The sequence below is a fragment of the Ruegeria sp. BHSA191 genome (assembly GCF_059613325.1).
In genome coordinates this window covers 34044-46315 of the sequence record NZ_JBXWSH010000017.1, presented here as the reverse complement: position 1 = coordinate 46315, position 12272 = coordinate 34044, and the positions used below count along the sequence as shown (strand labels likewise).

Below are 12272 nucleotides of genomic sequence, written 5' to 3'. Positions count from 1 at the left end.
CCTCGTCCTTGGCGTTGTCGTGCAGGGCGAGGGTAGAAAACCAATCTGAGTCAGAAGTTAACGCAACCGCGGTATTTCGCCCTGATCATCCGGGTTTTTTCGGGGTTTCAGCGAAAGGCCGGCAAAGTCGAAGAGATCAGGGTCTAGCAAGTGGGACGGACGCGCATTGGTCAGCGCACGGAACATCACCTGCCGGCGGCCGGGACTGTTCTTTTCCCATTGGTCCAGAATCTGTTTGACCTGCTGGCGTTGTAGGCCGTCCTGGCTGCCGCACAGGTCGCAGGGAATAATCGGATAGTTCATCGCCTTGGCGAATTTCTCGCAATCGGCCTCGGCCACATGGGCCAGAGGGCGATAAACGAACAGGTCGCCATCCTCGTTCACCAGTTTCGGGGGCATGGTCGCCAGACGGCCGCCGTGGAACAGGTTCATGAAGAAGGTTTCCAGGATGTCATCGCGGTGATGACCCAGCACCACAGCCGAGCACCCTTCCTCGCGCGCGATCCGGTACAGGTTGCCGCGGCGCAAGCGCGAGCACAGCGCGCAATAGGTGCGGCCCTGCGGCACCTTGTCGACCACGATGGAATAGGTGTCCTGGTACTCGATCCGGTGCGGCACGCCCATGCGTTCCAGAAACTCGGGCAGCACGGTGGCCGGAAAGCCCGGCTGCCCCTGATCCAGATTGCAGGCCAGCAGGTCCACGGGCAGCAGGCCGCGCCACTTCAGCTCGTACAGAACGGCCAGCAGGGTATAGCTGTCCTTGCCGCCCGACAGGCAGACCAGCCAGCGCGGCGGCTTGCCATCCTTGTCATGGGCCGACGGGTCAACCATGCCGTATTGCTCGATCGCCTCGCGCGTCTGGCGCACGATGCGTTTGCGCAGCTTCTTGAACTCGGTGGTCGAGGGCGCACCGGCAAACAGCGGATGGATATCGTCGGCTTCGTCGAACATGCGCAGCCCCTACCGCAGATGCGCCGACCGAGCAAGGCCCGCCTAGCCGGACAGCCGGCCCAGCAGGGCGTCGGTGTCCAGCCCCGAGACCGATCCGGGTATGCGCCCGCTTTCGCCCAGAACCCGCGTGGCAATATATCCATCGGCCACCGCACCGGGCGCGTGGCGCAGCAGCAGTGCGGCGGTCAGCAGATGCGCGGTGGCCTCGGCGAACCAGCGGGCCTCGGCCTCGGGGGGCAGGGTGGGCCAACGGTCGCGATGCGCCTTCAGGGCGGCGTCATAGCGGCGGTCGGCTCCGGTTGCCGCGTCCAGTTCGGCATGTACTGTCTGGCCGGCCAGCGGGTCGCGCGCAAGGCTGCGTAGAATGTCCAGGCAGATCACGTTGCCGGACCCCTCCCAGATGCCGTTCAGCGGCGCTTCGCGATAGATCATCGGCATCGGCGTGTCCTCGACATAGCCCATGCCACCCAGCACCTCCATCGCCTCGACCGCAACGACGGGGCAGCGCTTGTTCGACAGGAACTTGGCCAGCGCCACCCCGATCCGGGCAAACGCGCGGTCTTCGGCGGTGTCCCCGTCAAAGGCGCGTGCCACGCGCAGGCCCAGGGTCAGGGCGCCTTCCCAGTCCAGCGCAAGGTCGGCCAGAACGGCACGCATCAGCGGCTGGTCGATCAAGCGGCGCTGAAAGGCGCTGCGGTGGCTAACCCAGTGATGCGCTTCGGACAAGGCCGCACGCATCAGGCCGGCGGGTGCCATCGCGGTGTCGAGCCGGGTGTGATGCACCATCTCGATGATCGTGCGTACGCCGGCCCCCTCGTCCCCCAGTTGATAGGCCAGCGCGTCGTGGAGCTCGACTTCGGACGAGGCGTTGGCGCGGTTGCCCAGCTTGTCCTTGAGGCGCATCAGGTGGATGGCGTTGCGCTCGCCCTCCAGCCAGCGGGGCAGCAGAAAACAGGTCAGCCCGCCCGGAGCCTGCGCCAGCGTGAGGAACCCGTCGGACATCGGGGCCGAGCAGAACCATTTGTGGCCGCGCAGCCGCCAGGCCTCGCCGTCACGGGTGGCAGTGGTGGTATTGCCACGCACGTCCGAGCCGCCCTGTTTCTCGGTCATCGCCATGCCCAAGGTCGCCGAGCGTTTTTCTCCGATCGGGCGGGGGGCTGGGTCATAGGTGTTGGCGGTCAGTTTCGGGCGCCAGATATCGGCCAGTTCGGGGTTGGCGGCCAGCGCCGGCACGGCGGCATAGGTCATGGTCAGCGGGCAGCAATGGCCCGGCTCGACCTGGCTGGCCAGATAGACCATCGCGGCATGAGTGGCGTGACCGCCCGGCGCTCCGTCCCAGGCCAGCGCGGCATAGCCTGCTGATTGGCTCAGCTGCATCATGTGATGATAGGCCGGGTGGAACCGCACCTCGTCCAGGCGGCGGCCGCCCCGGTCGAAGAGGCAGAGTTCGGGCGGGTGCAGGTTGGCGTCGCGCCCGGCGTCGCGCGTTTCGGCCCGGCCCAGAGCGGCCCCGTAGGCGGCCAGCGGGGCCGTCCGCGCCCCGGCGCGCGTGGCACAGTCCCTCAGAACCGGGTCCGAGGCCCACAGGTCAACGTCGCCGCGCTCGGGCGGTTGGTTCGTCACCTCATGCGTGGGCAGAGACTGGCGGGCGTTGGATCTGGACATGGGCGCCTCGGACGGTTGTTGATGAAACCGATGTTCAGCGGCGCACCCCCCTTGGGTCAAGCGTGACGGGGTGTCAGATCAGGGCGCGTCGGGTTTGTCGTCGGGCACCGGGTCATAGCCGTCACCCCCCCAGGGGTGGCAGCGCCCGATACGGCGCGCGGCCAGCCAAGCGCCCTTGATCGGACCGTGCTTTTCCAGCGCTTCCAGCGCATAGGCCGAGCAGGTCGGCTGATAGCGGCAGTTGAACCCCACCCAGGGACTGAAGATCAGCCGATAGACCCGGATTGGCAGCGCGAGGATATGGGCAAGAGGGGTCATTTGCGCGGGCTGTGGATCTTGCGCAGGGCCTGGCGCAGATCGTCCAGCAGAGCGCCGAAGGGGCGGGCGGCGGTCACCTCGACCCGACCGATCAAGACGTAATCCCACCCGTCCCGGCCATGGTCCGGAAGAACGGCGCGGGCCGCCTCGCGCAGCCGGCGCTTGGCCCGGTTGCGGGCTACGGCATTGCCGACCTTCTTCGAGCAGGTGAACCCGACACGGATGCCCTCGGCCTCATCTGGTGCGCGCTTGCGGGCTTGCACCATCATGGAAGGCGTGCCCTGTCGGCGCGCCCGTGCGGCCCTGAGGAAATCGCTGCGCTTGCGCAGTACCGACAAGGCAGGCGCGCAAACAGACACCGCCGGGGGCATATCCCCGGGGTGGTCAGTGCCATCCACAGGGGCCTCCGGCGGCGTCATGTTCTAAACCTGAAAGGTCGCGCGGTTTATGCGCTCAGCGACTTGCGGCCGCGGGCACGGCGAGCGTTCAGGATCTTGCGGCCGGCCTTGGTGGCCATGCGCGCGCGGAAACCGTGGCGGCGTTTGCGAACCAGGTTCGAAGGCTGATAGGTGCGTTTCATCGCTCCGTCTCCAATCTTTGGCGGTCGGGTGCGGCGCGGATTCGCCTGCCCGTAGTGTTCGAAGCCCGTCCTCTAATGGGAACCGGCGGGCAAGTCAAACCCCATCGCAACGGTTTTCGTGCCTTTTGCAACAATTCTGCCGGGCGACCAGCTAAAAGTTTCAGAATCAGCCCGTGGATGGCGGATTTCTCACATTGAACCGGTGCGTGTTCAACCCGGCGTGAGGACCCTGTTGCACAGAAGGGCAAGCGCGCATCTTGTGGGGCAGATGAAGCATTCGAACCCGGACGACGAAATGACCGAAACCACCCAGGTGCCGCGCAGTGGGCTGGCGCGACATATTCCCCTGATCGTGATCCTGACGGTTGCCGTCGTCGGGTTCTTTGCGCTGGGCGACTACCTGACTTTTGAAACCCTGCGCGACAATCGCGAGGCGCTGTTGGCCTGGCGTGATGCCAACTACTGGTCGTTGGCGGGGGTTTTCATCCTGGTCTATGTCCTGATCGTCACCTTTTCTTTGCCCGGTGCGGCCGTGGCCTCGATGACGGGCGGGTTCCTGTTCGGGCTGTTCGCGGGCACCGTGTTCAACGTATTTGCCGCAACCTTGGGTGCCTCGGCGATCTTTCTGGCGGCCCGCTGGGGTTTGGGCGAGGCGTTGACGGCGCGGCTGGAGGCCTCGGAAGGCACCGTCAGGCGAATCAAGGACGGGTTGCGCGAGAACGAGATCCCGGTGCTGTTCCTGATGCGGCTGGTGCCGGTGGTGCCGTTTTTCGTTGCCAATCTGATCCCGGCGCTGGTGGGGGTGAGGTTCCGGAACTTTCTGCTGACCACGGCGCTGGGCATCATTCCGGGCGGCATCGTCTATACTTGGATCGGCGTCGGCCTGGGCGGCGTGTTCGACCGGGGCGAGACGCCAGACCTGTCGCTGCTGACCGAGCCCTTCGTGATCGGCCCGATCCTGGGGCTGTGCGCGCTGGCGGCTCTGCCGATTTTCCTCAAAACCATTCGCGGCCGAAGGGGCCTTTGATCCATGCAAAACCTCAAGACCGACATCCTGGTGATCGGGGCCGGGTCGGGCGGCCTGTCGGTGGCCGCTGGGGCCAGCCAGATGGGCGCCGACGTGATCCTGCTGGAAGGGCACAAGATGGGTGGCGACTGCCTGAATTATGGCTGCGTCCCGTCCAAGGCCCTGCTGGCCAGCGCCAAGCTGGCCCATGCGCAGAGCCATACCGCGCCGTTCGGCGTTGCCGACCACGCGCCGCAAGTGGACTATGCCGCGGCCAATGACCATGTCCGGGACGTGATCGCGCAGATCGAACCTATGGACAGCCAGGAACGGTTCGAGGAATTCGGCGTGCGCGTCATTCGTGACTGGGGGAGCTTTCTGTCGCCCACGCAGGTTCAGGCCGGCCATTTCGTCATCACTCCCCGTCGCGTGGTGCTGGCCACGGGCTCGTCGCCGCTGGTGCCGCCGATCCCGGGGCTGGATGAGGTGCCGTATGAGACCAACGAGACCATCTTCGACCTGCGCGACAAGCCCGACCACCTACTGATCATCGGCGGGGGACCTATCGGCATGGAAATGGCGCAGGCGCATGCCCGGCTGGGCTGCAAGGTGACGGTGATCGAAGGCGCGCGGGCGCTGGGCAATGATGACCCCGAGGCGGCCGCAGTGGTATTGGAGGCTCTGCGCGCCGAAGGGGTCGAAATTCTGGAACACGCGATGGTGGCCCGGGTGCGCGGGAAGGCCGGCGCGGTCGAGGTCGTCACCGAGGATGGCGCGGTCCACGCGGGCTCACACCTGCTGCTGGCGGTGGGACGCAAGGCCAACATCGACCGCCTGAACCTGCAGGCTGCCGGCATCGACCAGACGCGCACGGGCATCAAGGTGGATGACAGCCTGCGCACCACCAACCGCAGGGTCTACGCGATCGGCGACGTCGCGGGCGGGCTGCAGTTCACCCATGTGGCGGGGTATCATGCCGGGGTCATCATCCGGTCGGCTCTGTTCGGGCTGCCGTCCAAGGCCAGGACGTCGCATATCCCCTGGGCGACCTATACCAACCCCGAACTGGCTCAGGTTGGTCTGACCGAGGCGCAGGCGCGCGACCGCCACGGCGACAAGGTCGAGATCGCCCGGTTCGACTATGCCCACAACGATCGTGCCGTGGCCGAACGCAAAACGACCGGGTTCATCAAGGTCATGGTCGTCAAGGGGCGCCCGGTGGGGGCCACAATCGTGGGGCATCAGGCGGGCGAATTGATCAACTTGTGGTCTCTGGCGCTGGCCAATAACCTGAAGATGAGCCAGATCGCGGCGATGGTGTCGCCCTATCCCACGATCGGAGAGCTTAACAAACGGGTGGCGGGCGCCTATTTCTCGCCAAGACTGTTTGAAAATCAGATGGTTGAACGGGTGGTCAGGCTGGTCCAGCGTTGGCTCCCCTGATCGGGAAAGGAGCGCCACTTGAACTCGCTGTCGGGTCGTTTCCTGATCTTGACGACGGTCTTCGTGATGTTGGCCGAGGTGCTGATCTTCGTGCCGTCGATCGCGCGCTTCCGCGAGGATTTCCTTCTGAACCGGCTAGAACGCGCCCAGATCGCCTCGCTGGCGCTGCTGGCCGACGACATGCTGGCCGAAGAGCTAGAGGCCGAGCTTCTAGCCAATGCCGGGGTCTACAACGTGGTGCTGCGCCGGGACGAGGTGCGCCAGCTGATGCTGTCCTCGCCCATTCCCGGCGACGTGTCCAAGACCTTTGATCTGCGCGAGGCGGGGCCGTGGGTTCTGATCCGCGATGCGATGCTGCGGCTGTTCACCCCCGAAAACGAGATCATCCGCGTGATCGGCCAGCCGGTCCGAGACGCCGGCCTGCTGATCGAGGTCACGATGGATACGGCGCCCCTGCGGATGGCGATGATCGATTACGGTCTGCGTATCCTCGGCCTGTCCTTCGTCATCTCGATCATCACCGCGTTTTTCCTGTTTCTGGCTGTGCGGGTGGTCCTTGTTCGCCCGATCAAGGGCGTGGTGGGCTACATGCAGCGCTATGCGCGTGCGCCCGAAGACGCGCGCGGGATCATTTCGCCCCAGTCAAAGGTGACCGAACTGCGCGAGGCCGAGGAAGCCCTGCAGATGTTGCAGACCGACCTGACCCAGGCCCTGAAACAGCGCGAGAGGCTTGCGCAACTTGGTGGTGCGGTGGCCAAGGTCAGCCACGATCTTCGCAACATCCTGACCTCGGCCCAGCTGTTTACCGACCGGCTCGAGTCCAGCGAAGACCCGTTGGTGCGTCGCATGGCGCCCAAGCTGGTCAACTCGATCACCCGCGCCGTTTCCTTGTGTGAAAGCACGCTGGCCTTCGGCCGCGCCGAAGAGCCGGCGCCGACGCTGACCATGGTGCGCCTGCGCAACGTGGCGGCGGATGTGGTCGGCAGCGAGGCGCTGGCCGTAGACGACGCGCGTATCGAGATTCGTAACGAAGTTCCCGAAGACATGGTCATTCGCGCCGACCCCGAACAGATGTTCCGGGTTCTGATGAACCTCGTACGCAACGCCCGACAGGCGCTGGTGGCGTCGGGGCAGCCGGGCCGGATCACCGTGTCCGCGCGCGAGGACGACGACGCCTGGCTCATCGACATCGAAGACACCGGTCCGGGACTGCCGCCCCGCGCGCAGGAGAATCTGTTCACGCCATTTCAGGGCGGCGTGCGCAAAGGCGGGTCAGGGCTGGGGCTGGCGATTTCGCAGGAATTGGTGCGCGGACATGGCGGCGAACTGGTGCTGAGCCGCACCGGACCCGATGGCACGGCCTTTGAAATAAGGCTTCCGCGCGGCGATGCGGGTTTTTGAAATATTTTTGAAGAATCGGGTTGCACGTCTCGGGCGGCGGGTCTAAATAGCGCCTCACCAACGCGGACCGATAGCTCAGCTGGATAGAGTACTTGACTACGAATCAAGGGGTCGGGGGTTCGAATCCTCCTCGGTCCGCCACTTGGTAATTCTCCCTGATTTCGACGAGATACACTAAGTCGCCTGAGACTGTGTGTTTTATGACTATAGTCGTGCTTCTGGGTTTTGTTGGATTTTATCCAGTCATACTCGTATACTTCCATTGAGTGGTATATTTTGTGGTATTTTCATGTCTGCGCTCAGCGGGAAGCTGACAAAGAAGCTGGTAGAGAATCTGGGCCCGGGCCGGCATGGCGACGGTTCTGGCTTGTACCTTGTTGTTGATCCATCAGGTGCACGGCGTTGGATCGTACGCGTAACGGTCAAAGGACAGAAGAATCGCAAGGGCGCTCCGCTGAGAACGGACTTCGGTTTGGGCGGCGCCGACGTCGTCACATTGAACCAGGCCCGAGAAAGAGCGCTCGAATACAGGCGAATGGCGAAAGCTGGGTTGAACCCTCGTTTTAATGCCCAGCGTGAAATTCCTACTTTCGAAGAACTCAGCCGTCAGGTTCACATCGACCGGTTGCCGACGTGGAAGAATGCCAAACACGGTCAGCAGTGGCTCAACACTTTGCGCGACTATGCGTTCCCCAAGATCGGACGAATGCCTGTGGATAGCGTCGATCAGCCCGAAGTGCTGATGTGCCTATCGCCCATCTGGAATGAGAAACACGAAACCGCAAAGCGGCTGTCGCAGCGGATTAAAACGGTGCTCGACGTGGCAAAGTCCAAGGGCTTCCGCTCGGGCGAGAACCCGGTGACCGCGATCCGCGAAGGCAAGGTGCTGCCCACCGTCAAAGCCAAGGTCCAGCACCACGACGCAATGCCTTGGCAAGAGGTGCCCGCGTTCTATGCCGAGTTGCAGACCCGCTCGGCCATGGCCGCCAAAGCGCTGCAGTTCACCATTCTGACCGCCTGTCGGACTTCAGAGGTCCTAGAGATGAAATGGCCGGAGGTCGATGTCGACGCACGTCTGTGGACCATACCAGCGGAGCGCATGAAGGGCGGGCAGGTCCATCGTGTCCCCCTCACCAACGAAATGCTGGCCATTCTGGAACCGCTGCGCGCGTTGGCCTCTGACTATGTGTTCGAGGGGCAAAAGCGGCATCAGCCCCTGTCAAACATGTCAATGCTAATGTTGCTGCGCCGGATGCGGCAGGATGGCGTTACTGTGCATGGCTTCCGCAGTTCGTTTCGGGATTGGGCGGCGGAGGCTGCAAACGCACCGCGCGAGCTGGCAGAGGCGGCCTTGGCTCATCAGATCGGGTCGGATGTGGAGCGGGCCTATGCACGGTCGGATTTGTTGGAAAGGCGGCGCGAATTGATTGAGCGCTGGTGCAGGTTCATTTGCTAACGACATGATCGGAGGAAACGAGTTTATTGGAACGTTTTTCGGAAGAAGAAATTGAACGGTTAAACAGAGTTCTTTCCTATGAACTAAACCCATTCGTTCATGGCGAGGGCAAAAAGAAACCAGTTCCAATTGGCAGGAAATCGAAGGACTGGTTATTCGAAACTCGAATGAATTTACCTTCCGATGCGAATGCCGAGCTCGACCGGATTGGTTTTGACGAGCTGCCAGATCAAGTTCGTATCCAAATTTTGAACGAGATTTTGGAAGAAAGACAGGTTAGTTCAGCGCCCAAATGGTGGGAGATGAATTTCTTTCAGTTTTCCATAGATGACCTCTGGGATTTTTTCGTGGAGCAATGTCGAAAAAACTATGAAATCGACCACATGAGAGAGTATTTTGACTTTCTCATTGCATCGCTAGATGAGTTGGAAGAGGCTCGGCATATCCTTCGAGTTAGTAAACTAAACAAAACCAAATACTCCCAAGAGCAGATAGATGCCGCGCTCGCAGTTTTTGATAGAAGCTACCCTCTTGACTTCAGCGACTACGAAGAAGTTCCACAGCGTTCGAGGAGTCCGCTAGACAAACTAAGAGAAGCGTTGGCATTCGAGCTCAAGAAGCTCGATTCAGTATTCAGCAAGCGCTGGTTTGAGTTCAAAATACTAGACGAGTTAGCGGGGTTTAAAAGTTACGTTCATGATGGTTCAAGGGATAGCGAGCTGAGCAAAACCTTAGCTGGGCAATTGCGACACTATATGTACGGCGAACTCATGGCATTGGGTCGGATGGTTGAACATTACCGCTGGAAGTTCAGCTACGAGGATGCAGCAATAGCAGGAATGCAGTCGGCCAATATTCGAAAAAGGGCAGGTGACGCAGGTGCGCGTGCGTCCCGGGAACGCAGGTTGGCCAACCTGGAAGTGCTGTTGCAAGAGATCGAGAAACTGGGAAGTGCCGCTGGTCTCATTAGCGAAGATCGCATTGTGGCCGAGGCTTTTGAACGTGCGCGCAAACAAAACCCTCAAATGCCTCAGTCCAATAAAACGGCGGAAAACTACCTCACTACTCTGAGATCTGAAGAGCCTTTCAAATCAAGGTACGAAGCGGTGTTCAGGAAAAACGCTTAAGCATTTTCTCACTTCGGGAAGACGCTTAAGCGCTGGAAAAAGTCTGGTGACACTTCGGCAAAGCTGCCCATAATCGGGAGCCATCGCAACTGATCCAAGAGGATTCTAACGATGGCAAACGTCTTCAATGACGATCGGGTCTATTTCCCAGGAGACCCTGAAATGCAATTGCTGGGAAACCGCGAGAAGCTCGCTCAATGGCGCCACCGCATGTGTGGTCCGGCTTTTATCCGCATCGGTCGGCGGATCGCCTATCACGGCGCCGATCTGAACGCCTGGCTGGCGGCGCAGCGCACCGATCCCAACAACGAGGCTGCATAATGAAAAACCCCAACTCCAAGCGCGGAGATGGGGCTTTTCCAGTGACATCGACTGCCACCCTAGCAAATACAGTTGATGCCACAGGATGCCCCGCGCCGACAAGTCAAAACGAGCGCCGGTACTACTGGTCGCCCCTGAGCCACTCGGTCGAACGGGTGATCGTACGGAAAGGACGGATCGAGCATGGCTGATATGTCCTTTTCCAAATCGACCAATGCCAGTCACGCAAGAGGGGCCGAAACAGGCCCTCTTCCACAAATTGATCATCGGGAAACCGCCGAGAACTATAGCGGCGAGCTTTTTCGCGTCAGCATTTACCGAGTTGCCGTATGCCGAGATGGCGTCCAATGGCTGTTTCAGCGTCAAAGACCCCATTTTCCGGCCGGGGGAGCGGCCTGGGACACGCTCGGCTACTGTGTGTCCAAATCCGGCCTAACTAGGCTCGTCCGGGCACATGTCGGCTGTGACATACCCGAACTGGATGCTTTGCCCGAGCATTTCCCGCGGAGGTCTCGCGATGAGTAGGCGGAGATCTCCGGCGGGTAAACGATCAGATGAGGGTCAATACGTCCCTCTGCCCTACGCAATGATCAAGTCCCCGGCGTGGCGGGCTCTGTCCGGACCTGCGGTGAAGCTCTGGCTGGAGCTTCACACCCGCTTCAATGGCGGCAACAACGGCAAGGTGTTTCTGTCGATGAACGAGGCGGCAGAAACCTTGGGGTTGGGCAAGGCCACCGTTCAACGCGCTTTCGAGGATCTGCAGGACAAAGGCTTCCTTGTGCTGGAGCAGGAAGGCAACTGGTATCATCGGCGAGCGCATGAATGGCGGTTGACGACCAAGGCGACGCAGGCCCGGTCCGGCAAGAAAGCCGCCACAAACGACTGGCGCTTTTGGCAGCCCGAAAAAACAAAACGCGGTTCTGGGACGGACCCGTCACCATCCTCTGTGGTTCCGTTTGAGAACCCAAAGACCTCCCATGGTTCCAAATCAGAACCCGTCAGGCCGGTATCTATCAGGTCCCTCGGTTCCGAAACGGAACACTAATACTAACCACTCCCTGCTATGCGAGGCGGAAATGACCAAGGCACCGAAAGACGAAGGCAACGATCTGCAGACAAAGAACTCCGAGCTTACCGAAGCGGAGACCATTGCTGTTGCCGATTTGAGGGACCGGAAGAGATCACGCGTCCGGGCACCGGACATCAAGTTGGACTTCGATGAAGATACACGCCGGCTCACGGTTGGGCACAAAGGAAAAGATCCGACGGCGGCCTCTGCTTTGGCAATGCATGAGCTTGGCACAGCAGACTACCGGTTCTTCGAAGGCGTCATGGATCAAGTCGCGACTCTTGGGCAACAGGACAGCTCTGTCTCCGAGACGGCATCGAACTTTGTGATGTCGGTTGTCGCTGGGGTTAAGCCGCAAGACGAGATCGAAGCCATGCTTGCGATCCAGATGGGCGCGATCCATCAGGCCACGATGATGATGGCACGGCGCCTGAACCATGTAAGAACTCTCCCGCAGCAAGATTCTGCGGAACGAGCGCTCAACAAACTTGCGCGGACCTTCACCAGCCAGGTTGAAACCCTGAAACGATATCGATCCAAGGCAGATCAAACCGTCCGGGTCGAACGCGTGGAAGTCAATGAAGGTGGGCAGGCAATCGTTGGCAACGTCCAAAACAGGGGGCGGGGTGAATGAAAAAAAACAACGACAACCTCATAAGCCCCACCAAACGGCTCAATGATGCGCCCAGATGCACCGCTACGGCGAAATCCACTGGCAAGCGGTGCCGCGCACCCGCCGTTCAAGGCTGGAGTGTCTGTCGCATGCATGGGGCTAGAGGTGGGCACGTTGCTGGGCCAAGCCATCCGTCCTGGAGGCACGGAGAAAGATCGAGTGAATCCGAGCGCGCGCGAAAGGCCATCTCTGAATTGATCCGAACAAACAAGACGCTGCAGAAGCTGATCCATTGATTGGGCAGGGGCTGGTAACCGACACA

13 protein-coding genes and 1 tRNA gene are annotated in these 12272 nt (G+C 61.2%); 9 read left to right on the top strand and 5 right to left on the bottom strand.

Annotation, left to right across the window (positions count from 1 at the left end):
- Positions 1-57 precede the first annotated feature (57 nt).
- From ttcA to rpmH, 5 genes are all read right to left on the bottom strand, one after another.
- The gene (gene ttcA / locus AC2FNS_RS15100) at positions 58-951 is read right to left on the bottom strand and encodes a tRNA 2-thiocytidine(32) synthetase TtcA (RefSeq protein ID WP_496679153.1); all 894 of its coding nucleotides are present in this window, start codon (positions 949-951) and stop codon (positions 58-60) included.
- Between the two features lie 42 nt (positions 952-993).
- Positions 994-2616, bottom strand: coding sequence for an acyl-CoA dehydrogenase family protein (locus tag AC2FNS_RS15095; protein ID WP_496712272.1), 1623 nt, complete (start codon positions 2614-2616; stop codon positions 994-996).
- Between the two features lie 78 nt (positions 2617-2694).
- Positions 2695-2934, bottom strand: coding sequence for a membrane protein insertion efficiency factor YidD (gene yidD, locus AC2FNS_RS15090; RefSeq protein WP_496712271.1), 240 nt, complete (start codon positions 2932-2934; stop codon positions 2695-2697).
- Positions 2931-3353 carry a ribonuclease P protein component gene (gene rnpA, locus AC2FNS_RS15085; protein ID WP_496686700.1) on the bottom strand — a complete coding sequence of 141 codons (423 nt, stop codon included), beginning with the start codon at positions 3351-3353 and terminating at the stop codon, positions 2931-2933. The genes yidD and rnpA overlap by 4 nt, the downstream gene beginning before the upstream one ends.
- A 26-nt stretch (positions 3354-3379) precedes the next feature.
- Entirely contained in the window at positions 3380-3514 is a 135-nt protein-coding gene (gene rpmH, locus AC2FNS_RS15080; protein ID WP_005980833.1) for a 50S ribosomal protein L34, read from the bottom strand.
- A gap of 268 nt (positions 3515-3782) precedes the next feature.
- Here rpmH and AC2FNS_RS15075 point away from each other — a divergent pair, with 268 nt between their 5' ends.
- The 9 genes from AC2FNS_RS15075 (at position 3783) to AC2FNS_RS15035 (ending at position 11971) form a co-directional block, all read left to right on the top strand.
- The gene (locus tag AC2FNS_RS15075) at positions 3783-4541 is read left to right on the top strand and encodes a TVP38/TMEM64 family protein (protein ID WP_496797706.1); all 759 of its coding nucleotides are present in this window, start codon (positions 3783-3785) and stop codon (positions 4539-4541) included.
- A gap of 3 nt (positions 4542-4544) precedes the next feature.
- Positions 4545-5963, top strand: coding sequence for a dihydrolipoyl dehydrogenase family protein (locus tag AC2FNS_RS15070; RefSeq protein WP_496712269.1), 1419 nt, complete (start codon positions 4545-4547; stop codon positions 5961-5963).
- 66 nt (positions 5964-6029) lie between these two features.
- Positions 6030-7364: a sensor histidine kinase gene (locus AC2FNS_RS15065; protein ID WP_496727649.1), complete on the top strand. Its 1335-nt coding sequence runs from the start codon at positions 6030-6032 to the stop codon at positions 7362-7364.
- A 64-nt stretch (positions 7365-7428) separates the two neighbouring features.
- Positions 7429-7505: transfer RNA gene (locus tag AC2FNS_RS15060), tRNA-Arg, on the top strand.
- A 148-nt stretch (positions 7506-7653) separates the two neighbouring features.
- Positions 7654-8820: a tyrosine-type recombinase/integrase gene (locus AC2FNS_RS15055; RefSeq protein WP_496803903.1), complete on the top strand. Its 1167-nt coding sequence runs from the start codon at positions 7654-7656 to the stop codon at positions 8818-8820.
- 26 nt (positions 8821-8846) lie between these two features.
- Positions 8847-9947, top strand: a complete 1101-nt coding sequence (locus AC2FNS_RS15050; protein WP_496713465.1) for a hypothetical protein — start codon at positions 8847-8849, stop codon at positions 9945-9947.
- A gap of 111 nt (positions 9948-10058) precedes the next feature.
- On the top strand, positions 10059-10268 hold the full coding sequence (locus tag AC2FNS_RS15045; protein WP_496713463.1) for a MerR family transcriptional regulator: 210 nt from the start codon (positions 10059-10061) through the stop codon (positions 10266-10268).
- 586 nt (positions 10269-10854) lie between these two features.
- Positions 10855-11313 carry a helix-turn-helix domain-containing protein gene (locus AC2FNS_RS15040; protein WP_496727647.1) on the top strand — a complete coding sequence of 153 codons (459 nt, stop codon included), beginning with the start codon at positions 10855-10857 and terminating at the stop codon, positions 11311-11313.
- A gap of 31 nt (positions 11314-11344) precedes the next feature.
- Complete coding sequence (locus AC2FNS_RS15035; protein ID WP_496713459.1) at positions 11345-11971, top strand: hypothetical protein; 627 nt, start codon at positions 11345-11347, stop codon at positions 11969-11971.
- The last annotated feature ends 301 nt before the right edge of the window (positions 11972-12272 follow it).